Below are 23,448 nucleotides of genomic sequence, written 5' to 3' on the forward strand. Positions count from 1 at the left end.
GAGTGAACGGATGAAACAGAAAGACCGTCTGTACGGCGTGGCACCGGCCTTACCCCGATTGCAGGCTGTGAAGCTAGGCCGCAGGTCCGCTATGTGTTTAAGTACTGGCCCACATTTGTACAGCAGTGGGAAAACTCGCTGAAAGCCGCACAGAAGGGGCTGGAAATCTGGAAATCAGCGAGGGCGGATGCCTGGCTTGCGTATCACAACGGTATTTTTGCCACCAGTCATTATGAAGGCGCGCTCACCAGTGAAGATATCAGTAGTGCGGCGGCCGCCGCCCTGAAAGGGCATAAAATCAGGGGTGGAAACGTGAACACGAAAAGCATACTGGATGGCAGTAACCGACTGGCACATACGCTTGCGCTGCAGGGCTAGCCGGTGATGATAATGATGCCGGTTAAGGAGGCCACGGAGAAGAACGTGACAATGATACCGGGCGGCGCGGGACAGGAAACTCTGGAAAACGCGGCCGTGCTGATTCTGGCCGGGATGGAGCGTAATGATCGTGCCACCACTAGGGAAGGCAATAACAATTTATCCTGACGCCTCCGCCGCTCGCGTCGTTGTCCAGCCCCGGCAATCCGGGAAAAACGAGTTTCCCCCGATTCCGGCGTTTCTGAAGTAATAAAATCACTACTCTAATCAAGTTTATATGAGGTACATAATGAGACTCAGGAAAGGTCATGGATTGACGTTGGTCACACTTGCGTGTTTATCCCTGCTGGGCTCCCTGCCAGCTATTGCGGCACCGTCCGTTCAGGCCGGTTTTTCACCGGAGGGCAGCGCAAGCAGCTGGTTCTTAAGACTATTGAGGCTGCGCAACATAATATCCGGCTGATGGAGTATTCCTTCACCTCTCCGGAGGTGGCTGGCGCTCTTATTAGTGCAAAACGTCGGGGAGTGGATGTCAGGGGGGGGGGACTGGACTGGAAAGCCAATACCGGGAAAAACAATAACGCCAGCAGGGTGACAATGAACCTGCTGACCAGTGCCGGCATTCCGGTTCGTACCGTCAGTGTGTACAAAATTCTTCATGACAAAGTGATCGTCAGCGACGGTCGCCACACCGAAGTGGGATCGTTTAATTATTCCCGTGCAGCAGACCGTTCGAATTCGGAGAACGTGCTGTCGTCTGGGATGACTCAGTCCTAGCCCGCAGCTACCTGAACCACTGGACATCCCGCTGGGCGCAGGGAACGGACTGGAAACAGACGTACTGACATCCCAGGAAACGATCCTGAAACGTAAACCGTGCGCCAACACAGGTTACGTTCATAAAGTAAGTCGCTGATTTTAGAAATCTGTAGTATTCTCTGCAAACGATCCAGGTTTGATCCTTGAGGAGGCAGAGATGTCGCAGATTGAAAATGCAGTAACTTCCTCATCGAAACGCATTTACAGAAAGGGTAATCCCTTATCTTCCGCTGAGAAGAAGAGATTATCTATTTCACGAAAAAAGACGACGCATAAAGAGCTCAATGTTTTCATACAAAACATACATAAAGAAAGCTTGCAGCAGCTTTGTGAAGAGACTGGAACTACTCAGGCTCAAATGATTGAGCTACTAATTGAACGGGAAATGGCTAAAAGAGCCTGAGATAAGAAGGTGAATGAGTAACTTTCTTGATCGTCTCGTCAGTGAGTGTTAGATTGCTGATCGTCTAAAGAATTTTGATGGCTGGCCACGCCGTAAGGTGGCAGGGAACTGGTTCTGATGAGGTGTCTACCCGGGACCAGAAAAGCAAAAACCCCGATAATCTTCTCATTTCTTGGCGGGAACGAAAGATTAACGGGGCCTACTTAAACTGTATAGCCACCAATCAGGCTATGCAGGGAGTATAGTTTTATGCTCAGAAAATTTCAATACTTGTTTCTGTGGCATTTACTCCTTCCGTGCATTGTAAGTGCAGGCAGAAGTGACTGACACCCGAACACTGTTCACTCATTACCGACAGGTCAAAAATCCGAATCCGGAATTCACGCCGAGAGAAGGGAAAAAGACCCTGCCGTTCTGTCGTAAGCTGATGGCGAAAGCCGAAGGGTTCACGTCCCGTTTTGATTTTTCCGTCCATGTGGCGTTCGTTCGTTCGCTGGGAAAGCGTCACCGGATGCCGCCTTTGCTGCGCCGTCGTGCCATCGATGCGCTGCTTCAGGGGTTGTGCTTCCATTATGATCCACTGGCCAACCGTGTACAGAGATCCATCACCAATCTGGCTATAGAGTGCGGTCTGGCCACTGAGTCAAAAAGTGGTAATCTGTCCATCACCCGCGCCACACGGGCGCTGAAGTTTATGGCAGAGCTGGGGCTGATTACCTACCAGACCGAGTACGATCCGCAGATTGGCTGCAACATCCCGACCGATATCACCTTCACGCCGGCACTGTTCTCCGCGCTCGACGTTTCTGACGTGGCTGTTATGGCCGCCCGCCGCAGTCGTGTCGAATGGGAAAATCAGCAGCGCAAAAAGCAGAATCTGGAGCCGCTGGAGATGGATGAACTGATAGCGAAAGCCTGGCGATTTGTGCGCGAACGGTTCCGCAGCTACCAGTCTGAACGTAAACTGCACGGACTGAAACGCGCCCGGGCGCGGCGTGACGCGGACAGAAGCCGTAAGGACATCGAAACACTGGTGAAACAGCAGCTGACGCGGGAATACGCCAGCGGACGCTTTACCGGCGGGCTTGATGCCATGAAGCGGGAGCTGCAGCGGCGCGTGAAAGAGCGCATGATGATGTCGCGGGGCAAAAACTACACGCGACTGACCATGGCCACCGTCCCCATATAACCCACCAGATTATGAAAATCCGGCTGACGTCGGAGGATTTTGTACGTCTGTCGCCGGGTGCCGCCTGTTTTCTGCGCGGAACGCTCGTTCTTCCTGCCAAAATATCTCTCATTCTGCTGCCAGAATGGCCAGAAATGTTCCCGCCTGAGCCATTTCCGGTCGCAATATTCAGTTACTCACAGATAACTGCAAGGGACCTTTCCATAAAGTTACAACCGATATACTGACAAAGCGCCAGGCGACCTGATTTCAAAGTGCGTGGTTTCCTTTAAACCCCAGATCTGTACTTCTTTTAAATACATAATCTTTCTCTCTTATAAATAAATAACCTATTCATCACCTGCCCTGTGGACAGGTTCCAGAGAATGCCCGCCCTTGCAGCGGACTCACGTCCGCGCCGGTTCGGAAACAACATTAGTACCTCCCGTCGCGACGCGCCGGGCCCCGGTCATGCAAATAGTTACAACATCCAAAATCCTGACCAACGAAACCGGAGCAAAAACCTGATATCCAGCCCATTCCCACCACTGAAAAGCGCCGCCGCCCCGGCCCAAAGGGCCGGAATGGAGTCGCTTTTAATAATGAATGATGTAACTAAATTACTGAGTGGCGTTATGTCCCGTCTGGCTTTGCAGGGCGATGGCCCACTACGTGAACCATCACCCCGCCAGCAGGGTATTTTATATGCAGTTGTCAACCACTGAATCGGAACCCACGCCAAAGGCGCGGGACCCCGCGATTCAGCAGTTGACAATTTTAGCTACCGTGACGTCATACGTTCCTTTTGCTCCATCCCCTGAACGTAACAGGAGCCACTCAGAACCGTTTTAAACAGAAAGTACCAGCAAAGCAGAAAAAATTGCTCAGAACGCACTACAAACTCAATTCTCATGAGTCTGCCGTGGTCGTGGTGTCGGACCTGGACGGCGGGAGGAAGGTGATGTCGCTGCACCGGGGACTCTGCGGCCTGCGAAGCGATATCCCGCAGGCGGAGGGGATAACCTCAGATGACCGGGACACGCTGTGGATAGTCAGTGAACCGAATCTGTTTTACCGCTTCACCCGCACGGCAGCGTCCTGAGGATGAAGCGGCGTCTCCATGGCTTGAGGATTGGAGCCTTTATGCCAGAAGTTACAACCCCGGATTGCAGCCGGATGTTATACGACGGTTTTACTGTTATTTTGCAATAAAACTATAAAATAAATTTCCGTCAGGCTTGCATCTTGAAGGCGTGTATCCGTAATATTTCCTGAACTGGCTGATAAAATACGGCACACTACTGTACCCGCACTGATATGCCACTTTCTTGACCGCCCCCTCCTGCATAACAATTAACTCCGATGCTTTTTTCATCCTGCATTCCAGCAGAATACGTGTGTAGGATGTATTCTCCTCTTTCAGTTTTTTCTTTAACAGGCTGACACTGACATACAGCTCGCCGGCAACCCGGTGTATGGTCCAGTTTTCACTCACATTCCGGTTTATCACCGTAGCCACCTGGTCTGCCATACTTTGTTTCAGGCATGTCTTCAGGAAAGGGAAAAAAATATCCTGCTCACAAAAGGCCGATACCAGTGCAAACGTCAGGAACGGATTCTCTGGTCCGGTCTCTCCGTAACTGTTATCCGTTCCGGCACAGAGTCTCACCATCAACGGACGGAACACAGAGTCCTCTGGGCAAGGCTGCACAAGGTACCGGGGGATGTCTTTCGGGATATAAAATTTAAGAACATCCACATCCAGCTGCCGGGCAAACCGGCACAGCGTTTCCCTTGTTATCACCACATGATGGTACCACCGGTAAAAATGCATCTCTGTCTGATGCACTTTCGTCAGGACAATACTGTCCTGAGCGCAACGAAATGAAAATGCCTTTCCCTGATTGAAGGTTGATCCTCCTGCCAGGAAAAAAAGAAGATATTTATCCAGCTCCATTATTACCTGCCATTCCCTCCCATGACGGGGCCGGTGTTTGTACTGCTCTCCCCCCCTGAAGCCCCGGCCGGGTGATGCCGGGGCCTGTGGTTGTCAGTAGTAGTGCTGCAGCAGCCCGGGCATGTACCACACCACAAACCAGCTTCCTGCCATCACCACAAACCAGAATAATTCCCTGAAAAAAGATGCGCTGAATGTTATGTTTTTCATCATATCTGACCGGGAGCGGAAGCCTGCGGCTCCGCTCCCTTTCCTGCTCTCCGTTATCAGAACCGGTAACCGACACCAACGTTAACGCCGTTCAGTTTCGCTGCGCCAACTTTACTTCCCTCATAGCCCAGATCGATGACCACATTTTCCACCGGATTAAACTGTACGCCGGCTCCCCAGGCAAACCCCGTTCTGCGCTCCGAACCCGTGAACCGCCCGTTGTATCCCGGCATGCTGATACGCTCTTTCACTTCAGCCCTGCCGGTACCGGCACCGGCCAGTGCATACAGAGATACCAGCTCGTTCACACGGACAGCCGGACCCGCCATCAGCGACCAGTACGTCGCCTTCACATCATCACGCCAGCTCATTCCGCCAGGAATGCCACCGGACTCTCCGCGCTTACCTGACTGCCAACTGAACGACGCCATCAGTCCCAGCGGCGTCTGAGCCTCATAGCGGTATTTCAGGTTCACCCCACGGATATCCTTAAAATGCTCTATCCGGCTCTGGGCATATCCCACCGACACGGAATGGGTGTCAGCCTGTGCCACCGGTACGGCAGCCAGCCCGGCTGCGGACAGCAGCAGTGAGGACAGAACGATTTTTTTCATGATAAAACTCCCTGAACACAGTTAAGTTCATTGTGTTATGACAGAAGGTGTGCTTTCTGCTCCTGCACACCCGTAACGCCGCTTCATCCTCAGGACGCTGCCGTGCGGGTGAAGCGGTAAAACAGATTCGGTTCACTGACTATCCACAGCGTGTCCCGGTCATCTGAGGTTATCCCCTCCGCCTGCGGGATATCGCTTCGCAGGCCGCAGAGTCCCCGGTGCAGCGACATCACTTTCCTCCCGCCGTCCAGGCCCGACACCACGACCACGGCAGACTCATGGGAAAGTACATACAGGAGCCCGTTGTTCCGGTCATAATGCAGACCGGAGATATCCTTCAGGAACCATGGCAGGGACGCCCGGTGTGTCAGCGAGTCACTCACCGACAGCGCATCAGGGCTCCGGTCCGTCACGTAAAGCCGCAGCGGTTTTTTCTCCTGCGCCACCATCAGGGCATGCTCTCCCCGTCCCCGGGCAAGGCCTTCAAAACCGGCATTGTCGCTGTGCCTGTTCACATCCAGCGTCAGGCTGTATGTTGCCGGCGGGAGGACGGTCGTGCTGCTGTCAATGCAGTGGGTGGTGAGCGTCCGCTCCCGCTCCCGGGACAGGGCATAGCGGTTCCCGCCGAGGTATTCGATGGCCTCAAAATCGTGGTCGCCGTCTGACGGTATCACCCGCAGCACGTTCCCTTCCGTGTCCAGCTCCACCACCGAGGAGGGGTGGTCGGTCACGGCAAACAGCGTTCTGCTGTCCGGGTTCCATGTCAGGCCGGAGAGGCCGCCGTGTATCCCGGTAATTTCTTTTTCTGCCGTGAGATGCCATTCTGTTTCCTGCGGGTACCAGGACTCCGGGAAACACAGGGTGAGCACGCCGGCCGCCATCAGGAGAATGGCGGTCAGCAGTGCTGCTTTCTGATTACATAAATATCTGAACATCGTGGTGGTGAAGGTTATGTTTTCTGTTACAGGGGAGACCGGACTCCACATCATGTCCCACGGCTGATAAGCCAGATCACGACCAGGACGCCGGTCAGAAAGCCGGAGATAAAGACGCTGGTCAGCAGCAGGAGAATCAGTGCACGGAGCGGGAGGATATCTCCGGCCTGTATGGTGCCTTTATCATCAGTCTGCATCAGGGTTACCGGCCAGCAGTTTCCGGACCACCGCAGCATAACGGCTCCTGAAGTTTTCGACGGAGAATGCACCGAAGGCGGCATTGTTGATATGGTAACGGCCACGGACATACACGGAAGGCGTCCCCCTCACGCCATATTCCTTAAACAGCCGTTCCTGTAATGCCACCATGTCATTCACGGCGGGACTTTTTATACTTCTGTCATACTCCCCACGACTGATACCGGTGGCAGACATAAACACCCGGCGGACATCGTCCGGGGAATGCAGGCGTTTCTCCACCATGCCGGCCGTGAAGAAGGCCTTCTCGATCACGTCAGTTTCCTTCATCACCATGGCCAGCGCCCAGGCCCGTGTCAGCTCATGGCCGAGGGGGCCCAGCAGGCTGACATGGTATTTGACCATCCGGCTACCTTGCGGCAGTACGTGCCGGATGGCCTGGTCCACGCCCATTGTCTGTGAGAACGCATAGCAGGGCGGGCAGTAAAAGGAAAAGAACTCCACCACAGCGGGGGCATCAACCACCGGGGGAGTTATGGACTCCCACTCCTGCGCAACCACAGGACAGACGCAGCCAGCTAACAAAAAAGAAAATAATATTCCCTTCAGGGAAAACAGATCCCGGGCATAATTCATCGTCACGGAAACACTCCATGGATAACAGATATACAGAACGAAAGGCCGCTTAACGGCACCGCCTGACAGCAGCAGTAAATATTAATTCATCAGGTATGGTCATTAAGGCGGCAGCCGGAATATTCCGGTTATGCGTTTTCCAGAATAAAAAATACTGACACACAAAAGACCATTGCCATTAATATAACTACGGCCAGACAGGCGTAATAAATAAATTTCATGAACATCATAAAATAACTTTCAGTGATACTTATCCGGCCTCCGGTCCGCATTCCAGGCCGGCTTCTTCCAGTGAATGAACCCGGTTCAGGTCGGTGTACAGTGTCACCATCCCCAGAAGCATCAGGGTCGGCAACAGGGTTGCATCATTCCGGACGCCGAGGCGCCTGAAAGCCTGGCCTTTCTGGGCAGAAATGGTTTTGACGCTGCGAAAACAGAGGGCAGCAATCTGCCCGCTGTTATAGCCCCGCAGCAGCAGCCGGATAACCCGCAGCTCAGCCGGACTCAGTCCGCCGTCGCTGTTAAATTCGATACAAAGCCGGTCGTACCATATCCGGCTGAAATCCCCGTCTTCCGGGAAAGCGGTCAGAGCAGACGCCATAATCCGGGAACTCCCTTTCCGGCATTCACTTTCTCAAGCACCCCGACATCGTGGAGTTGCTCAAGATACAAGCGGACCTGGTAGATACTGAGTCCGGCAGCATCGGCAATATCGCGGGTTTTAACTGGCGCGCCGTCATCCATGTTCTGACGTTCCTGGACGATGGAAATAATTTTTGTAACAATGGATTCACTCATAAACCGGAATTGCTCTTTTTATGTAAATAAAAACAGTCTCATTAATATTCATAACACAAGGATTCTAAGCCACCCTCTCAGCCTTAAGAGACATATGATATAAATATGTACCAGTCTGTTTGTTGCTTAATTTATCGTTGCATCTGAGCTAACTAAACCACGTATTTTGTACATCGTTAACTAATTTACGTCTGGTAATTCGTGTTACTTTTTGTTCTCACCCCATTAGAGTCGAGACACAACTGTTACCTCATAGTTATTTACGAAATTCCTCTTGGTCGCCTATAGATACGTTGAGGAAAATGTAATGTTATTAGCGCCGGGTATAACGCAGATGCTTTGGCCTCAGTACACCACGCATGGATATTTTTTGTCACCTGTCAATTATGGCTATATCGCCTGCCTTGCTTATGTGGCGTGAAGATTACGCTTTATTGCAGTTGCACACTTATTAACACTGTGCCCGAACTTGTATGTCCTGGTCGTATTGTTCCTGGCGCAAGAACAAGTTTACATTCATCTCCAGCACGCATTGTCGTGCACTGACCTCCAGTAGTTTTTAACAATTGTGCATTTCTGGCCACTTCGCTGGGAGTTATCGACTGTGTTACACGAATAGAAGCACCAGGAGTCCCACTAGCCTTTAGTATCACTTGCTCGAACGCACCATTTACCCCAGCCTTGCTGTTTATCGAATCTGGATGCTCAACGGTAATACTTTTTGTCGTACCTCCTGCAGGAAAGCTTGTCGACATTACACCATTACCGAGGGTATAACGTGCTCCAGATGAAGAAGTGAGTGTGACGCTCGGTGATGGTAAGTGATATTGGTGAAGCCACGATCCCAGCGAACTGGCCTCACATTCATCATATAGGGTTCTAGTCGTACGGACTTCTCCTGTTCGGCTGAGACTAAACATCAACGTATAGCCAGCGGGGAGTATATACCCTTCACCCGCAACAATGCCATTCTGAACCAGGCCCGGGGCCCGAAACATTACGCCGAAACCCTTATCTGCAACCTTGCACTCAACTTCTGCGGGATATCGTGTTCCATCGGGTGCTATAACCATAGCTGTTCCATTACAGGTACGCGATATAATTTGTACGTTGCACTGACTGAATGAAGTCATTGTTACCATAGAAAGGGCTGCTTGGTCTGACTTAATCATAAAGTTACTTGCCTGCATTTGGTATTGGTAGATTCCTTGACTATATGTGGATACAGTTGTGGTTTTTGCATGAGCAGGGTAAGTGATGACCGTTCCCCCCATGATGATGACTGAAGCAATTAGTAATTTTAACATTTTATAGCCCATATTTTTACGTTGTTATTCACTACATAGTTCTTTCGTCCGATGTTTAGTCAGACCCATAGTGAGTTAACCTACATAATCATTTACAGAGCCGGTGTCAGTCTTAGCCACTCGGCATTCAGTTGATTCCGGCAGCATATCCCCCATAGTTCCTCTGGTTTCAGATTGGGGTACGATGATTTTCTGTTGACCGTGGTATTGCATAAACGGGGTTCTCTTCATCAAACAGTAGCCCAGCCGTTTTTACTGTGGGTAAACCACATCAAAAACCACCGTCACATCAATATTCCCCTCCGGTGAATTTGCCGGAATATCAGTCACAGGGCGGAGCTCACAGTTGTTCGGGGAGGGGGATATGCAGAAAGCATCATCGTCCTTCCCAGTCAGTTTCACCCGCTTACTACCATTTTCCAGCCAGAACAGCGGGCCATTATTTGACGGCTGACCGTTCATCCGCATAATGACTACGCTGCTGTCACCGCCCCCCTGCAGGGTTCCAGTGGTGTTTCTTGCTGTCAGTGCTGTCTTCACCACAGTACTCTGCCCACAATCCACTTTCACGGTAAACGGTCTGTGTTGCATCCGGACTCCTTTATTCATTACTCCCAGTTGATAGTTCATCGTATTACCGCCGTTATCAAAGGTCAGTTTGCAGGTCTGTTGCGGGTTGGTTAACGTGAATGGAATGGTTATATTTTCCTTCGAAGCCGCTTCTGTCGCCAAAGGGAACAGCAGCCCAGTAACCAGCGCTCCTGCACACACATGACGTTTCATCCACCTGATTTCACTTCGTCTCATCATCCTGCTCTCCCGGCTCACTTCAGCGTGTAGTCCTGGGTGCCGCCCCAGTCGTTAACAGCCTGCACCGTCACCGTTCCGTTCAGCGACAGTTTCCCCAGCGCCACCTCACTCTTCGGCGCCAGCTGCGCAATCTCATTCATCACCCTGTCGTTCAGCCTGACCGGCTGCCCGTTCAGTTTCACCCCGGTGACCGCAAAGTAGTACGGCGTCGGGTTCTTCAGGTAAGCCTCACCGCCGCGGTGCGCAATCTGCAGGTTTTTCTCGGCATTACGGCGTCCCTCAACAAGCGCTTTCGGCCGGTAAATCAGCTTCACCTTCGTGTTCACGGCCACCGCCAGGACATTCCCTTCCGACGCCTTTGGCTTCGGCGGAATCTCCTGAACGTTCAGCCAGAACAGCGACTCACGGTCTGACGGCAGCGTGCTGTCCGTCTTCATGATGCGGATAATCTGCTTTTCCTTGGGCCTGACCTTAAAGAACGGCGGCGCCGGTACCATATACACCGTACTGCTGCCCTGGGTGGTGTTGTCTATCCACACCTGGCCGCCAAAGGTCTCATCCGCCTGGTTGGTCACCTCAAATGAGGTGTTCTTTCTCCCTTCCTCATAGATAAAACGCGTGCCGTTCAGCACAAAGGCTGCCATGGCCTGCCCGCTGACGGCCAGGGACAGCAGGGACACCAGTCCCCACTTCATCATCTTATTCACAATAAACCTCCTGAACTTTGCCGGTATTAGGCACAATACCTTTCACTGAAAAATGGCAGACACTGCCGTCCCCCCGCTCGACGCTGACCCGTGACGGCGCGCTCAGCATATTCATCAGCAGGACGCCGTTACCGGCAATGAACCCGGCATCCAGTCCCTGCTCCGTCTGCGCGCTGCCCCCGTTCAATATCCGTCCGTCACGCTCCTTCACCCGCAGGATGTAGCGCAGCACATGCTCGGCGCCAAACTCCCGGTACACGACAGCTTTTTCCGTCGGCACCACGTTAAAGGAGGTGGTCTGCAGCTCCAGGTCATCCGGCACGTTTTCCATGTCCACGCTGACCCGGTTCAGGGAGTAATCCGACAGGTTCACCACGGTGTATCCCTTGCTGTTGGTGGGGGCTGAGCCGTTAATCCTCACGCCCTTCACCCCCGGAATGCGCGCCACGCCCAGCGTGTTACCGGTTTCCTTCGTCATCATCAGGCCGCTGTCTGCCGTGCCCAGAATTGTGCCGCTCACGCTGCCTGACACGGTGGTGTTATCACGTCCCTGCGACAGCATCATGTTGGTCTGGATGGCATCAAAGCCATACGAGAGGTTGCCGCTCAGGCTGCGGTCGCCCTTATCACTCAGGTTGGTGTTCAGGCCGTAGCTCAGGCGGTCCGTCGGACTTGCCGACACCCCGCTGTTCATCCCCATCCTGCCGCTGCTGCTGTAGCTCAGTCCGGTACTGCTGTAATGGCGAACCCCACCCAGGGTGAACGGAATGCTAAAGGAGAGCGACGTGCTGTAGTCCGGTTTGTCCAGGTACGGGCGTTTACTGTAGCTGCCGTTCAGGAAGACCGACACACCGTCCAGAATGGTGGTACTGAGGGAAACATCGCCTCCGATGGCCTTTCCTTTCATCCACCAGTAGTCCTCCTGCCAGCCGGCCAGATTCAGGTTACTGTTCCCCAAGCGTTGCGAGAAGCGCATCTCATAGCGTGATTTTGTGTTGTAGCGGGTATACCGGTCTGTACTGTAGAAGTCTGCGAACTCCACATACCCCTTACTCTGGTAACGGTAGGCCAGCAACTGCAGGTCCGAGCTGTCAGAGAAGCTTTTGGCATACTTGGCGCTGACGCTGTGCCCGCGTTTGTTGTCTCCGTTGTCGTATTTCGCCTGTGACAGGTTCATCCCGGCGGACACGGCGCCGAAGCCGCCCAGGGCCTGCGTCACGCTCACCCCGCCGGCCTGGTATTTACCGTGCAGGATAGAAGCGGCATTCAGCGTGGTGGAATCAAAGCCGTACCCCACGCTTCCCATCCAGAACATGCCGTTTTCACCGTCAGCGAACGGTTTTTTCAGCTTATAGTTACTGGACTTGCGACCGACCGCCACATTGTATTCAACCTCCCCGGGACGCAGCAGCGTCGGCAGGGTGGTGACCGGATAGACGGTGGTGGTTTTGTGGCCGGACGCATCCTCCACGGTCACCACCAGGTCACCGTTCCCCACGGAGCGGACATCATCCAGCTGGTACGGACCGGGCGGCACCACTTTTGAGTACACGGCGTACCCGTTCTGGCTGATGGTGACGCGGGAGGTGGAGTTCGCCACCCCGGTGATAAGCGGGGCATACCCGCGGGCCTCCCACGGCAGCATGTTACTGTTGGAGCGCAGTGCCGCCCCGTAAAAGCCGAAATCAGAGAACAGGGCGCTGCGGGTCTGGGATTTACCGAGCAGCAGGTCCCCCTGCACTTGGCTGATGGCGGTGGACAGCGTGATATCCCGGGCGGTGAACTCACCGGAGCCGTCAGCGTACCGGGATGCGCTCATGTTACTGGCCAGCACCCAGCGTCCGAGGTTGACCATCAGGTCGGCATTTGCATAGGCACTGGTGCTTTGCCCGGACGTCTGCGAGGCGTTGGCGGAGTACTTCAGGCGTGCCGCCGGCACGCCGTAGTCCCAGCGGCTGGGGTCCGTTTTACCGACCAGGAACGACTGGGGAATACTGAACACCAAGCTCTGGGAGCCATAGCTGAAGTCCACCCTGGTATAGGGGTTGCGGCTGAGGACATAGCACTGCCCGGCAGCATTCAGCGTGGAGGCATATCCCTCCAGGCGGACAGGAACCCCGGCAGCTTTCAGCCACTCCGGCGACAGGCACAGGGCATTTGCTGATTCTTCCTGTGGCGTAATGGACAAACGGGCTTTACCCACGTTTTCCTGGTTAACAATGACGTCGACATAATACTGTCCGGCCGGAAAATCCGAGCCGGATTTTAATACGGAGGGAATGGCGCTCATTCCCTGCAGGAAATCCAGGTTCAGCTCTGAGTCAGTGCTGGCAAAAGATAGGTGAGAAAATAAGGCGAGACTCAGCGCCGACAGTTTAAATACCCGGTGATGAAATGACACAACAACCCCCCTGACTCAGGCAGTCCCTCTCCGGAGGAAATTGCACGGAAAATACAATTTCCTGTTAAACAGGTAATAACGGAATGCAGGATGGCGGGATGAATATACAGGTGCTGTCCCGGCCTGCAATCAGCGATATAAAAATAACGAACAAGGTAATTAAATGCGGCGCACGGCGGTGCGCCGCGTCATTTAAATAAAATATGTAAGGTTCTGCTTACGGGGGATTATTTGTAAGCCACTGCGAAAGATGCCACAGACTTGAAGTCACCTTCGGTCGCACCACCTTTCAGCTTGGCTTTGAACTGCAGGCCGTCGGTGGTCAGCTTGGCACCTTCAAAGTCAACCGTGCTGGCGTTAGCGTTTACAGCCCCCGGGTTTTTGGAGTTCACGCTTTCAACCAGTACTTTGGCATCAGTAGCTGTACCGCTGGTTGCCCCAAAGCCTTCGCCATCCAGGGCAGCAGAAGCCCAGGAAACAGTGGCCGTTTTCTGAGCCAGATTTGCACAACCCTGTGCATTCGGGTCAACCGGTTTCATGGCGAAGTCAACAAAATTACCCGGCTGGTTAGCCTGAACGGTACCCAGCTGAACAACCTGGTTCGGCTGAGCGGCGCCGTTGACAGAAGTGGTCAGGTCACAGGTTGTTGCGCTTACTGAACCCAGGAAAGTTACTTCATTGGCAGCGTGTGCAGTCCCGCCCAGAACACCCAGTGCAATAATGGAAGCAATAATGCTCTTTTTCATGTATATAACCTCTTGAATTTAATTTTTTGTCTTTCACAAAATGAAAATACACATTCACATTTTCCAGCATGGCTGGCGTTATTCCTTCCCGGACAGGGCAGAAATAAAGTCAGCTATGACGTGACATCGTAAAAATCCTGAGTTACCATCCGATATATTTAATAACCACCCTGTAAAACAGGCGCGCAAATACGCATCCGAATTAAATTCAGTGTCTGTTATCTGTTTTTAATGCCAGGCGGAAGCTGCCCCTCAGTCCGTGAACAACACAGACTTATGAATAATAAACAACCATCTGCGCAGCGGCCTGACTGATGCGTGACAGGCGGTTCAGGCTGGTACTGAAATACCCGTTGTTCACTTCATAGCGTTCACAGACATCCTTTCTGGACACACCAAAAACAAGGTAGTCCCTGAGTGCCTGAATAATCTTCTCACTGTGAATGGATGATATACCGATGAGTAACCAGAAATGTTCCTCATTTACTTTTGCAGGTATCAGCGCCCCTCTTCTTATTCTGGCCAGCATGATTTCTTTGCCCAAATAATAATCAGCATCTTTTCTGTTCAGCATCATTGGATTATCTCCGGCTCAATCTGGTGTTGTGACAGAAAATTTCCAAAGGAAACAAACTTTATGCCGGGAATTATATACAGATGTTTGTTTTGAAAAAGATCATTTTTGCGATCTTTTCTACCATGCAAACAAAATAAATCAGAATGTTTCACCACAAAATCACAAGAAAACAGGTTAAACGTCTATTTATCATACATAATGCAGAATAAAAGATCGCTATAGCACAAAAAATCAAAATATCTGCAATGCAAATCTTTTTGTACATGAAAAGACATATATCAAAAAAGAAAAAATAAATATAAACTTTCAAAAATATAAAAAACAGACAAATAAGCACCAGAAAAAACATAATAAAAATAAGTTCTTAACATCCGTGAAATTATTATGTAATGCTTCGGGCTGTGAGATTATCCGAGTGTATCTTTGCCTTCAGAGGCTTTGGGCAGGACACTCCGTAAGAAGATGAAAAAATCACGGCGACCTTCACGCCAAAACAGAGAAGTAATGACCAGATCTCGTGTATTGCTCTGTAATGTTTATGCTCTCCGGGGTTAAGAGCCTCCCCATGAAAGCGCTCACTGGATAAAGGTTATCCATACTAGCAAAACCGGATGCAATCAGGAAAAAGGAGCAAATATCCTGTCGCTTACTTTCGCTTAAGATTTAGTTAAGATTTGTTCATTAAGTTTTCCAGGAATTTTTTTCAGGGAAAACAGAAATGGAAAAAACTTTAATCACTCTTATCATTACCACTCTTTCTTTCAGTTTGCTTGCCCGGCAAACGGACATTATTTCTTCCGTAGAGCAGGTATGTTCAGGGAGGATTTACAGGCCCGGCCCCCACCCAGACATCGGTTTCACAGGCTAAAAAACAGTGGGATGATGCGTGGGTGGTACTGGAAGGCAACATTATCAGGCAAGTCGGTCACGAGCTTTATGAATTCCGTGACAGCAGCGGTACTGTTTATGTGGACATCGATAACAAATACTGGATGGGGCAAACAGCCTCGCCTGCGGATAAGATTCATATTAAAGGAGAAGTGGATCGAGGCTGGGATGGTATAAAGATAGATGTAAAAAACATCCAAGTGATGAAGTGATACCGGAGTTTAAGAACAAGTTGTATATGCGGGCTGCGCCGGGCAATTAAGGCCAGACTAACTGTATCCATAACCAGTGCGTACGCTACGTGAAAAATAGCCGATAAACAACATCATTTCCTTCCCCTGCAAATTTCACCAGAACGCGTTTCGTTGTTGCCGATCACCCGGGCGCTGTCTGAAAAAATACAGGCACGACGCGGGCACCTGCCAAAAGATGAGGTCCGTCTGGTCCCGCTAACAGATATAAGCTATGTCAGGCAGATGGAAGGCTGGATGATCACCACCCGTTCCACTGGCGCGAACCCTTGTGGACCGCCACCGATGAAACCATGCATAACTGACTAAAGCAGGCAGTCAGGCGGGCCGAAGCTGATGGGGACATTTCTCAATTCCGGAGACGCTGTATACCTTCCGGCACAGCTATATCATGCACATGCTCTATCACAGCCGGCCCCGGAAAGTGATTCAGGCACTGGCCGGTCACAAGGAGCCGCGCTCAATGGATGTGTATATCAGAGTGCTTGCGCTGGACATGGCGGCCACACTGGCCGTGCCGTTCACTGGTGACAGGCATGATGCCGCGCAGATCCTCCGAACACTCCCGCCCTGACATGACAACGTCACTCACCACAGCTTATATAAGCTGTAGTGAGCATATTACGATATATGGAGGGAAAACGACGGGTTCACAGGGCTCCGGCAGTAACAGGAATGCCATTCTGAAAAGTTTGTGGATCAGGGATATGCTTCCGGTATGGGCTGCTCTCATCACTGCTTATATAAGCTGTAGTGAGCAGAACACTCACCAGAGGCAGTAATATAAGCTGTAATAAGTAAACAGTAATGGATAACTCACTACAGATTATGTTCAGCGGGATTTGAAGAGTTTCTCCAGGTCATCAAGTGTGATGCCCAGTTTATCAAGAAGTGCAAGTTTTTCAGCCATCTCCGGACTGACGTCACCCGGTGTGGCTGGCAGTTGCGGGTTCTCCGCACTCTCATCATGAGGTGGCTTTAACTTGGGCCGGCGGTAGTGAATACAGAAGAGTTTTGTACGCCCACGCTGGATCTCAGTGTAATCCAGATAGCCAATCTCCCGGAGCTGCTCCATGGCACGCCTCACCGTCTGGTTCTGCGAGAACACAGGGGATTTCAGGTTCAGACGGGCCCGTAGACGCGCCAGTGATATCGGCGCCGGATCCCGCGGCAGACTCTCTATAAAGGTATAAAGAGCCTGAGCGGACTCCCGGCGCTTCAGGGCATTGATGGCCTTGAGCTGCAGCAGCACTTTCCGGTCAAACTGGTAGAGTTCAAAGAGGCGCGGATCGGCTTGCAGCTGAACGATATCTTTTTCCGTATCATAGTAAGCCGACTGTACCAGATGCGTAATGTACTCTTTGGTGTGCTTCTCCGTTGTGCGGGAAAACGAGATCACAGTACCCGCGATACGCTTAAGTGAAGGACTGATACGTTCCCGGAGCTTCCGGGATGACTGACTGGAGGGGATCCCACAGAGTTTGGCGAATTCGACAAACGACAGCTCAACTTTATCGCCAATAACTTTATGCCGGGCAAAGGAATGAATCACCCCTACCCAGGTCTTGAAGTCATTATCCATATCCAGGCGGGGACCAGTGATCTCCACTTTATCAAACCCCTCGGCCCTGGCGAGAGACAGACGCGTCAGTTCTTCCGACGCATCAGTACGCGAAAGCGTGTTCTTTTTACGGTTTTTCAGTGACTTAAGCGTAGGAACAAATACTCCAAGCCGCATCAGAGCTACAGGCTGCACGGTATTACTGGCATTAGGAGTGAGATTTACGATTTCACCGGAGGATTTATCCACCTCTACAAACAACTTTTTTATGTCCAGATTGTCCTTGTCCAGAGCGCCTCCGATCGGTGGATAGTTTAAGAATAAAAGCAGCCACTGTTTTCATGTTATAGCCTGAAAGGTGCTAAACAACTTGCTTCAGCTTATACACAGCCCTGAAGAAGTTTCAGGGGAACATACTCATTGTAGTTTATATTACTAACTCATTACAGTATATCCTTTGCATAATACAGCTTATTGTTTACCAGTTACAGCTTATGATTAACATGCTACAGTTTAGGTGATCATCCTCCAGGCCCAGTACTGACGCGGCCTTTAGAAGAGTCGGGATCTTCTTTTGATCTAACAGGGATCGTTGTAAGGATCTTATTACTGGATCGAGTGACTGTATATGTGGATAACCTGCTGACCGACAAGGTAATTCGTATAGTTTTTCAATAATCACTTGCTGTGACTCCAGTGCGTATCTGCTTCCTTTAACTTCTGTTTTTTTGCGCTTCCTTGCCGGTTCGCGGGCTTATTCCCGGTCATACTCTTCCTGACTTATTAATTGCCAGCGAATAAGGTGAAGTCGCATTTCTCTTATCTGGTGTATTGTGAATCCTGTACGGACCAGCAGTGTTTTCAAAGCTGAGGAAGTATCTTCTTCGTATGAAGCTGCTGAGAGGGAGAAGGCCTCTGGTTTTTCTCGCAAAACATGCAGTAACCGCGCCAGTGTCGGCAGTAACCGGAGTGTCTCCCCGGGAGTTACAACGGCCTGCAGATCTGTTTCTGTTAGGTCGGTGAGCCCCTGTTTCTGAAATTCAGCATCCATCTGCCGGAACCATCATTGTGGATCAGCAGTTACAGTTTAATTCCTCCTAACGGGAACTGAACGAGTTTTATTTCAATATTCGCGAACAACCGTGGGAACCTGAACCAGGATTGCTCGTTATGAATATGACAAACATGCCAGCTGAACCACTTATTTTCCAGTCGGGTACGCAAAGTGCAGGGTTAGAACGGGTTAATATTTATTTCTGGATTTTCAGGCAATTTATGGAATAGAAGGAATTAACCAAGCCTCTTGCGTGCCTTGTTTATACCAATCTTAAGACCGCCAGAACAGACAGCGTTTCCCTGCAGTCAGTTGGAAAACGTTTTGAGGCATCTTTTGAAAATTAACCTGAGCCTACAGCAGAGAAAATGGCTCAGGTACGTGAACTGTATGAATTAGAAGAGGCCAGACGTATGCCATATGTGATGTCCAAATAACTCTTTTAATACCGGTTATATATTTACGTTTACCTGTCCCCTCTCAGGGACAGGTAGTTGATCCAGTTTGCAGACGGCGATTTCTGAATCTCTTTGTGTCATGTAATGACGTCAGGAAATCCAGGACTTTATCATCGCTATCCATCGCCAAGTCATGCAGGAACAGAAAAAATTTCCCTTCATTATCTGCCAGATGCGAATCGAGATAATGTAATAACCAGTCAGCATGCCTCAAAATATGACGTTGTTCCCGTTGCAGACGCTTTAACGGAAGGCGTATCGTCATTTTATCCAGTTTTTGAGCCTCCTGAGAGAGTTGCTGCTGCATGATTCTCAGTTCTGATTTAAGCGCCTGCGCGGGGGCGCTCCGGCTGAACAGTCTTTTGGTACCGAGCAGTGTATCTACCATCATTTTGTGGACCTTTTGGCACTGATCCATGGAAGCCTGATATTTCTTAAAGTAATAGTGGGTATAAACGCCCACTCCAGATAATGCAATTGAGATAAATGGAGCAAGTAATGCTGTGTTCATGAAAATCTCCTTACAAGTAGGTGGAATGGCCACGTGATGTGGACGACGGATGAAATATAACCCACTTTAGCAATTTGTGCTATCAGTTTTTGCAAAAAGTGCTAATTTTAATTTTGTGTATTGATTTGTTAATGATTATGTGATTTGCCTATTTTGTGTCTTCCCCTTTCACCTGAGATCCGAAAAAAGGTAGTCCCGGATCTTCTTTATCCTCACCGGTGCGCCGCGACCCGGTAACACAAGATGTAGCGGCTCAGTCATCTGCTGTTGCTACCAGATGTTGTGTTATACCCCTTCCCTGTGACCCGGCGCGCAGGGCAGAAAAGACCGCTTTGCTTATTCCCTGACCGTGGTACACTTCCGGAAAGTCGTGAATAGACAAAAAATCGGATCACCTGAAAATAGCCGTCCTGTAATTCCGTTACGTTTTTATAAGTTGGATTGTAATTGCATGTGGTTAAAGTTTCATTATGAAAAAGATGAGTGATTTACTAATAGCGTGATAACAGTATGCGTTTTAAGGATTGAAAACATGCATCAGTAAAATGCACGAGAAAATACATATAAGAGATATGTAGATAATGGCGGCGAACAGTTAACTCAGTCACTATAAGCTGGTTAACAGTATTCACAATGCGTGGCAGATTTTTGCTTCATCGGAATGTATACTTAATTGCATACCTGAAGTATGTAAAAAAGAGGTGAATCATGAAGCAGCGAATTACAGTGACAGTGGACAGCGACAGCTATCAGCTGCTCAAGGCATACGACGTGAATATCTCCGGTCTGGTCAGTACGACCATGCAGAACGAAGCCCGCCGTCTGCGAGCCGAACGCTGGCAGGAAGAAAATCGGGAAGGTATGGCTGAGGTGGCCAGCTTTATAGAGGCTAACGGATCGTTTGCTGACGACAACAGGAACTGGTGATATGCAGTTTAAGGTTTACACCTGTAAAAGGGAGAGTCGCTACCGGCTGTTTGTGGACGTGCAGAGCGACATCATTGACACCCCCGGACGGCGGATGGCTGTCCCGCTGGTCAGCGCCCGTCTGCTGTCGGAAAAGGTTCCCCGCGATCTTTACCCGGTGATGCATATCGGGGATGAGCCTTACCGCCTGCTGACCACGGATATGACCAGTGTGCCGGCCACCGTCATCGGGGAAGAGGTGGCCGATCTCAGCCTCCGGGAGAACGATATCAAAAACGCCATTAACCTGATGTTCCGGGGGATCTGATATGCGTGTCAGCGAACAGGTGCTGCTCAGTAGTCTACGTCAGGGCGGCTGTGTGCGGAGTTTCTGGCGCCGCTCCGCCAGACTGGCGGGTACGCCCTCTCCGATCGTTCCGGACGGGCTTGTGCTGGAAACCCCCGGTGAACGCGGGGATACCCCACTCTGTCATGTGGATTTTGCGGTGGTACAGAAGTGGCTGGTCTGCGAGGAAACCTGGACACAGACCCTCGGGGGAACGGAGTTCGGCGGGACGGTCTGGCGACTGCGTACTGACAGGGAGAACACCACCTCATGACACGGTCACGCATCTGTCCGGATACTGAATCCACCGGTCTCAGTCCGGCATCGGATGCCCTGCCGGTCAGGGAGACGACAGAACAGTTTGCACAGGTCTTTTTCGGAAAATCCGTGTCCCTGCTGACGCCGGAAGAGCGGTTCACGACGGTGTACGCCGGCTCCCGGGATATACCTGCGGATTTGCATCCGGCGAGCTGGTTTCCGGCCGACACCTGGTTTCGTAACGAACTTCGCGCCTGCGCGGCCTATGTCGGACGTCGTCAGGGCTGGCCACTGTATCACGCTTCAGAAGCGGAACGGCTGCGCGCACTCTATCCGCTACGGCTCGCCACGCCCGCGACCGATCCGGGAAAACAATTGCTGACCCGTACGGCGCTGCTGAAAGCGGGTTACTCACGTGCCACGATTGCGGCCATGACACCGGTGGCCGAACGGCAGAACCGTCACAGCGGCGACTGGTATCCTTTATACAGGGTTCAGACTGAAACCAGAGATGACTCCGGGGAAAAAACATGATGTCCCGGAATATTTCACTTAACGGAGAGAGGACATGAGTCAGCCACCGTTACCTGCTGTCTGTACGCAGGCAGCGTCCGCCCTGCTGCCGGTGGCCATTGATTACCCGGCGGCCCTCGCACTGCGCCAGATGGCAATGCAGCATGACGACTACCCGAAATATCTGCTGGCACCGGAGGTAAGTGCCCTGCTCCACTACGTCCCTGATCTGCATCGCAGGATGCTGCTGGCCACTCTATGGAATACCGGCGCACGGATTAACGAGGCGCTGGCCCTGACACGGGGAGACTTTTCGCTGGCACCACCTTATCCGTTTGTGCAGCTGGCCACTCTGAAACAGCGGGCGGAAAAGGCGGCCAGAACGGCAGGACGGATGCCGTCCGGCAGCCAGCCCCACCGCCTGGTGCCGCTTTCTGATAACCAGTATGTCAGCGAACTGCAGATGATGGTGGCCACGCTGAAAATCCCGCTGGAGCGTCGTAACAGACGTACCGGCAGAACGGAAAAGGCGCGCCTCTGGGAGATCACCGACCGGACGGTCCGTACCTGGATTGGGGAGGCGGTTGAGGCCGCAGCGGCTGACGACGTGACGTTCTCAGTCCCGGTGACACCCCATACATTCCGCCACTCCTATGCGATGCACATGCTGTACGCCGGCATACCGCTGAAGGTGCTGCAGGCGCTGATGGGACACAAATCGGTGAGCTCGACGGAAGTGTACACGAAAGTGTTTGCGCTTGATGTTGCCGCACGACACCGGGTGCAGTTTCAGATGCCGGGTGCTGATGCAGTGGCTATGCTCAAAGGAGGTTCATAGAGACGTGTATGCATTTTTCAGCCTTTCGCCTGCAACAGGCCATCCGGAACCGGGAGTTTACGCCGTTTTATCAGCCCATTGTCTGCGCCACAGGAGGGGAGGTGGTGGGCTGCGAAATGCTGGCCCGCTGGCTGCATCCGCAGAAGGGCCTGCTGAGCGCCGGGAACTTTATTCCCGCCATTGAAGCCACCGGCCTCGGCGGAGCGCTGCTGCGCGGACTGGCCGACGAGGTCTGCGGGGACGGGCAGGACCTTGCCCGCAGTGCCGGCCGCAGGCTGATGATGACGCTGAATCTCAGCCTGAGCCTGGTTATGACGCCGCTTTTCCGTCCGCACCTGCTGGCCCTCAGCATCCGGCTGGAGCAGGCCGGCATGACCCCCGTCTTTGAAATCACCGAGCGGGAAGATATCCGCGCCTTTCCTCAGGCGGCGGTATTCCGCCAGCTTGCCGCCGGGGGGCTGCGGTTCGCCGTGGACGACTTCGGCACCGGTCATGCCGGTCCCGCCAGCACGGTGGCTGATCGGATGATTGCGCGCACCGTCAGTCTGGCCCGGTGCTAGGGGGCCCGGGTCATTGCCGAAGGTATCGAGACCCCGGCGCAGGCGGCGCGCCTGCGGGACGCGGGGGGCGATTACCTGCAGGGCTGGCACTGCGGCGCCCCGATGCCCTTCGGGCTGTTTCATTTCCGGCTGACGCAAAAAAGCCAGCCGGCCTTTGGTTAAGTTATGCGCACAGGAGTCATTTCTATGAACCAGCCGTTGTTATTCCGGACCGTTGCCGGCAGGCAGAGCAACCATGAAGGGTTTTACATGCCCCCGGGCATCCGCCATCTGGGCACCCTGTCCCTGTACCGGGCCGTGGCCTGGTGGGGGCTGTTTCTGGGCCGGGAGTTTACCCGCGATGACGTCAGCGAGGCGTTCAGCATTGAGCCCCGCCGTGCCAGCGGTATCCTCAATTACATCTGTAACCGTCACAATGACGACGACATTTGCTTTGATTCCCGCCTGCACCCCGTGCGGGGAGGCCGCGCCCAGCTCGTGGTGCGTATCCGGGCAGTGGAATCCCGCCCGGACACCATCCGCCGGCAGCGGACAGACCGGCCGGGCGGGAAGGTGAGTGACCGGCAGTATGACCGCCAGATGGCGCACTGGCTGCTGTCCCGCCCGGCCGGCGGTGATACGGCAAAACTAGCCGCCTGGC

The 23,448-nt window shown here is 52.2% G+C and carries 30 protein-coding genes and 2 other genes; 16 read left to right on the forward strand and 16 right to left on the reverse strand.

The features are described from left to right. The first annotated feature begins 93 nt into the window (after positions 1–93). The 7 genes from PSLT001 (at position 94) to PSLT007 (ending at position 3,870) form a co-directional block, all read left to right on the forward strand. Positions 94–378: a putative cytoplasmic protein gene (locus PSLT001; RefSeq protein NP_490493.1), complete on the forward strand. Its 285-nt coding sequence runs from the start codon at positions 94–96 to the stop codon at positions 376–378. A 333-nt stretch (positions 379–711) separates the two neighbouring features. Further along, positions 712–1,155: a putative phospholipase D gene (locus PSLT002; protein ID NP_490494.1), complete on the forward strand. Its 444-nt coding sequence runs from the start codon at positions 712–714 to the stop codon at positions 1,153–1,155. A 178-nt stretch (positions 1,156–1,333) separates the two neighbouring features. After that, entirely contained in the window at positions 1,334–1,600 is a 267-nt protein-coding gene (repC, locus tag PSLT003) for a DNA replication (protein ID NP_490495.1), read from the forward strand. Positions 1,601–1,722: 122 nt separating this feature from the next. Beyond that, positions 1,723–1,845 carry a DNA replication gene (repA3, locus tag PSLT004; RefSeq protein ID NP_490496.1) on the forward strand — a complete coding sequence of 41 codons (123 nt, stop codon included), beginning with the start codon at positions 1,723–1,725 and terminating at the stop codon, positions 1,843–1,845. 4 nt (positions 1,846–1,849) lie between these two features. Next, the gene (gene tap, locus PSLT005) at positions 1,850–1,927 is read left to right on the forward strand and encodes a replication of plasmid (protein ID NP_490497.1); all 78 of its coding nucleotides are present in this window, start codon (positions 1,850–1,852) and stop codon (positions 1,925–1,927) included. Beyond that, on the forward strand, positions 1,908–2,789 hold the full coding sequence (repA, locus tag PSLT006) for a DNA replication (protein ID NP_490498.3): 882 nt from the start codon (positions 1,908–1,910) through the stop codon (positions 2,787–2,789). The genes tap and repA overlap by 20 nt, the downstream gene beginning before the upstream one ends. Positions 2,790–3,729: 940 nt before the next feature. Continuing rightward, positions 3,730–3,870, forward strand: coding sequence for a putative outer membrane protein (locus PSLT007; protein ID NP_490499.1), 141 nt, complete (start codon positions 3,730–3,732; stop codon positions 3,868–3,870). A gap of 96 nt (positions 3,871–3,966) precedes the next feature. Here PSLT007 and srgC read toward each other — a convergent pair whose 3' ends face one another. The 12 genes from srgC to pefB all read right to left on the reverse strand — a co-directional run bounded on the left by srgC (position 3,967) and on the right by pefB (position 14,664). Beyond that, the gene (srgC, locus tag PSLT008; protein ID NP_490500.1) at positions 3,967–4,725 is read right to left on the reverse strand and encodes a sdiA-regulated gene;putative bacterial regulatory helix-turn-helix proteins, araC family; all 759 of its coding nucleotides are present in this window, start codon (positions 4,723–4,725) and stop codon (positions 3,967–3,969) included. Between the two features lie 266 nt (positions 4,726–4,991). Next, complete coding sequence (gene rcK / locus PSLT009; protein NP_490501.1) at positions 4,992–5,549, reverse strand: resistance to complement killing; 558 nt, start codon at positions 5,547–5,549, stop codon at positions 4,992–4,994. 89 nt (positions 5,550–5,638) lie between these two features. Beyond that, on the reverse strand, positions 5,639–6,538 hold the full coding sequence (gene srgB, locus PSLT010) for a sdiA-regulated gene; putative outer membrane protein (RefSeq protein NP_490502.1): 900 nt from the start codon (positions 6,536–6,538) through the stop codon (positions 5,639–5,641). Positions 6,539–6,670: 132 nt separating this feature from the next. Then, positions 6,671–7,324 (reverse strand): sdiA-regulated gene; putative thiol-disulfide isomerase or thioredoxin, encoded by a 654-nt coding sequence (gene srgA, locus PSLT011; protein ID NP_490503.1) that lies wholly within the window; start codon positions 7,322–7,324, stop codon positions 6,671–6,673. 244 nt (positions 7,325–7,568) lie between these two features. Further along, on the reverse strand, positions 7,569–7,919 hold the full coding sequence (orf7, locus tag PSLT012; protein ID NP_490504.1) for a putative bacterial regulatory proteins, luxR family: 351 nt from the start codon (positions 7,917–7,919) through the stop codon (positions 7,569–7,571). Continuing rightward, positions 7,904–8,116, reverse strand: coding sequence for a plasmid-encoded fimbriae; regulatory (gene pefI / locus PSLT013; protein NP_490505.1), 213 nt, complete (start codon positions 8,114–8,116; stop codon positions 7,904–7,906). The genes orf7 and pefI overlap by 16 nt, the downstream gene beginning before the upstream one ends. 431 nt (positions 8,117–8,547) lie before the next feature. Further along, positions 8,548–9,423, reverse strand: coding sequence for a putative outer membrane protein (gene orf6, locus PSLT014; RefSeq protein NP_490506.1), 876 nt, complete (start codon positions 9,421–9,423; stop codon positions 8,548–8,550). A 252-nt stretch (positions 9,424–9,675) separates the two neighbouring features. Further along, the gene (orf5, locus tag PSLT015; RefSeq protein ID NP_490507.1) at positions 9,676–10,233 is read right to left on the reverse strand and encodes a putative outer membrane protein; all 558 of its coding nucleotides are present in this window, start codon (positions 10,231–10,233) and stop codon (positions 9,676–9,678) included. Between the two features lie 14 nt (positions 10,234–10,247). After that, a complete protein-coding gene (gene pefD, locus PSLT016; protein NP_490508.1) occupies positions 10,248–10,940 on the reverse strand; it encodes a plasmid-encoded fimbriae;chaperone in 693 nt (230 codons plus the stop codon). Further along, positions 10,933–13,341, reverse strand: coding sequence for a plasmid-encoded fimbriae; usher protein (gene pefC / locus PSLT017; RefSeq protein NP_490509.1), 2,409 nt, complete (start codon positions 13,339–13,341; stop codon positions 10,933–10,935). Before pefC ends, pefD begins: the two co-directional genes overlap by 8 nt. A 227-nt stretch (positions 13,342–13,568) precedes the next feature. Beyond that, a complete protein-coding gene (gene pefA / locus PSLT018; protein NP_490510.1) occupies positions 13,569–14,087 on the reverse strand; it encodes a plasmid-encoded fimbriae; major fimbrial subunit in 519 nt (172 codons plus the stop codon). 274 nt (positions 14,088–14,361) lie between these two features. Further along, positions 14,362–14,664: a plasmid-encoded fimbriae;regulation gene (pefB, locus tag PSLT019; protein ID NP_490511.1), complete on the reverse strand. Its 303-nt coding sequence runs from the start codon at positions 14,662–14,664 to the stop codon at positions 14,362–14,364. A gap of 896 nt (positions 14,665–15,560) precedes the next feature. Here pefB and PSLT020 point away from each other — a divergent pair. Both PSLT020 and PSLT021 read left to right on the forward strand, forming a co-directional pair. Beyond that, positions 15,561–15,764, forward strand: a complete 204-nt coding sequence (locus PSLT020) for a hypothetical protein (RefSeq protein ID NP_490512.1) — start codon at positions 15,561–15,563, stop codon at positions 15,762–15,764. Positions 15,765–15,920: 156 nt separating this feature from the next. After that, positions 15,921–16,377: gene (locus PSLT021) on the forward strand. Here the strand turns inward: PSLT021 and repA2 (PSLT022) are convergent. Next, positions 16,074–16,380: gene (gene repA2, locus PSLT022) on the reverse strand. The genes PSLT021 and repA2 (PSLT022) overlap by 304 nt on opposite strands. Positions 16,381–16,635: 255 nt before the next feature. Further along, positions 16,636–17,625 carry a DNA replication gene (repA2, locus tag PSLT023; protein NP_490513.1) on the reverse strand — a complete coding sequence of 330 codons (990 nt, stop codon included), beginning with the start codon at positions 17,623–17,625 and terminating at the stop codon, positions 16,636–16,638. Here repA2 (PSLT023) and PSLT024 point away from each other — a divergent pair. Further along, positions 17,369–17,677: a hypothetical protein gene (locus tag PSLT024; protein ID NP_490514.1), complete on the forward strand. Its 309-nt coding sequence runs from the start codon at positions 17,369–17,371 to the stop codon at positions 17,675–17,677. The two genes, repA2 (PSLT023) and PSLT024, sit on opposite strands and share 257 nt — an antisense overlap. 441 nt (positions 17,678–18,118) lie before the next feature. On the opposite strand, the gene PSLT025 is transcribed toward PSLT024, so the two are convergent. Beyond that, positions 18,119–18,415 carry a putative cytoplasmic protein gene (locus PSLT025; RefSeq protein NP_490515.1) on the reverse strand — a complete coding sequence of 99 codons (297 nt, stop codon included), beginning with the start codon at positions 18,413–18,415 and terminating at the stop codon, positions 18,119–18,121. Between the two features lie 483 nt (positions 18,416–18,898). Next, positions 18,899–19,420 (reverse strand): putative periplasmic protein, encoded by a 522-nt coding sequence (locus tag PSLT026; protein NP_490516.1) that lies wholly within the window; start codon positions 19,418–19,420, stop codon positions 18,899–18,901. Between the two features lie 675 nt (positions 19,421–20,095). Here PSLT026 and ccdA point away from each other — a divergent pair. From ccdA to PSLT032, 6 genes are read left to right on the forward strand one after another with little or no spacing between them, the layout of a single operon-like run. Beyond that, the gene (ccdA, locus tag PSLT027) at positions 20,096–20,314 is read left to right on the forward strand and encodes a toxin addiction system: antidote (protein ID NP_490517.1); all 219 of its coding nucleotides are present in this window, start codon (positions 20,096–20,098) and stop codon (positions 20,312–20,314) included. 1 nt (position 20,315) lies between these two features. Further along, on the forward strand, positions 20,316–20,621 hold the full coding sequence (gene ccdB, locus PSLT028) for a toxin addiction system: toxin (RefSeq protein NP_490518.1): 306 nt from the start codon (positions 20,316–20,318) through the stop codon (positions 20,619–20,621). Position 20,622: 1 nt separating this feature from the next. Next, positions 20,623–20,913: a putative cytoplasmic protein gene (locus PSLT029; protein ID NP_490519.1), complete on the forward strand. Its 291-nt coding sequence runs from the start codon at positions 20,623–20,625 to the stop codon at positions 20,911–20,913. Continuing rightward, positions 20,910–21,431, forward strand: coding sequence for a putative cytoplasmic protein (locus tag PSLT030; RefSeq protein NP_490520.1), 522 nt, complete (start codon positions 20,910–20,912; stop codon positions 21,429–21,431). Before PSLT029 ends, PSLT030 begins: the two co-directional genes overlap by 4 nt. Positions 21,432–21,465: 34 nt before the next feature. Next, positions 21,466–22,248: a resolvase gene (gene rsdB / locus PSLT031; protein ID NP_490521.1), complete on the forward strand. Its 783-nt coding sequence runs from the start codon at positions 21,466–21,468 to the stop codon at positions 22,246–22,248. 8 nt (positions 22,249–22,256) lie between these two features. Then, on the forward strand, positions 22,257–22,808 hold the full coding sequence (locus PSLT032) for a putative diguanylate cyclase/phosphodiesterase (RefSeq protein NP_490522.1): 552 nt from the start codon (positions 22,257–22,259) through the stop codon (positions 22,806–22,808). Positions 22,809–23,448: the final 640 nt, after the last annotated feature.

Source organism: Salmonella enterica subsp. enterica serovar Typhimurium str. LT2 (assembly GCF_000006945.2).
In the GTDB taxonomy this organism is placed as follows: Bacteria; Pseudomonadota; Gammaproteobacteria; order Enterobacterales; family Enterobacteriaceae; genus Salmonella; species Salmonella enterica.

Excerpts from the sequence above, each read along its gene's own strand:
- tap (NP_490497.1), top strand. The coding sequence starts at position 1,850 with ATGCTCAGAAAATTTCAATACTTGTTTCTGTGGCATTTACTCCTTCCG.
- PSLT007 (NP_490499.1), top strand. The coding sequence starts at position 3,730 with ATGTCGCTGCACCGGGGACTCTGCGGCCTGCGAAGCGATATCCCGCAG.
- srgC (NP_490500.1), bottom strand. The coding sequence starts at position 4,725 with ATGGAGCTGGATAAATATCTTCTTTTTTTCCTGGCAGGAGGATCAACC.
- rcK (NP_490501.1), bottom strand. The coding sequence starts at position 5,549 with ATGAAAAAAATCGTTCTGTCCTCACTGCTGCTGTCCGCAGCCGGGCTG.
- srgB (NP_490502.1), bottom strand. The coding sequence starts at position 6,538 with ATGATGTGGAGTCCGGTCTCCCCTGTAACAGAAAACATAACCTTCACC.
- orf7 (NP_490504.1), bottom strand. The coding sequence starts at position 7,919 with ATGGCGTCTGCTCTGACCGCTTTCCCGGAAGACGGGGATTTCAGCCGG.
- pefI (NP_490505.1), bottom strand. The coding sequence starts at position 8,116 with ATGAGTGAATCCATTGTTACAAAAATTATTTCCATCGTCCAGGAACGT.
- orf6 (NP_490506.1), bottom strand. The coding sequence starts at position 9,423 with ATGTTAAAATTACTAATTGCTTCAGTCATCATCATGGGGGGAACGGTC.
- orf5 (NP_490507.1), bottom strand. The coding sequence starts at position 10,233 with ATGATGAGACGAAGTGAAATCAGGTGGATGAAACGTCATGTGTGTGCA.
- pefA (NP_490510.1), bottom strand. The coding sequence starts at position 14,087 with ATGAAAAAGAGCATTATTGCTTCCATTATTGCACTGGGTGTTCTGGGC.
- pefB (NP_490511.1), bottom strand. The coding sequence starts at position 14,664 with ATGATGCTGAACAGAAAAGATGCTGATTATTATTTGGGCAAAGAAATC.
- PSLT025 (NP_490515.1), bottom strand. The coding sequence starts at position 18,415 with ATGGATGCTGAATTTCAGAAACAGGGGCTCACCGACCTAACAGAAACA.
- ccdA (NP_490517.1), top strand. The coding sequence starts at position 20,096 with ATGAAGCAGCGAATTACAGTGACAGTGGACAGCGACAGCTATCAGCTG.
- ccdB (NP_490518.1), top strand. The coding sequence starts at position 20,316 with ATGCAGTTTAAGGTTTACACCTGTAAAAGGGAGAGTCGCTACCGGCTG.
- PSLT029 (NP_490519.1), top strand. The coding sequence starts at position 20,623 with ATGCGTGTCAGCGAACAGGTGCTGCTCAGTAGTCTACGTCAGGGCGGC.
- PSLT030 (NP_490520.1), top strand. The coding sequence starts at position 20,910 with ATGACACGGTCACGCATCTGTCCGGATACTGAATCCACCGGTCTCAGT.
- rsdB (NP_490521.1), top strand. The coding sequence starts at position 21,466 with ATGAGTCAGCCACCGTTACCTGCTGTCTGTACGCAGGCAGCGTCCGCC.
- PSLT032 (NP_490522.1), top strand. The coding sequence starts at position 22,257 with ATGCATTTTTCAGCCTTTCGCCTGCAACAGGCCATCCGGAACCGGGAG.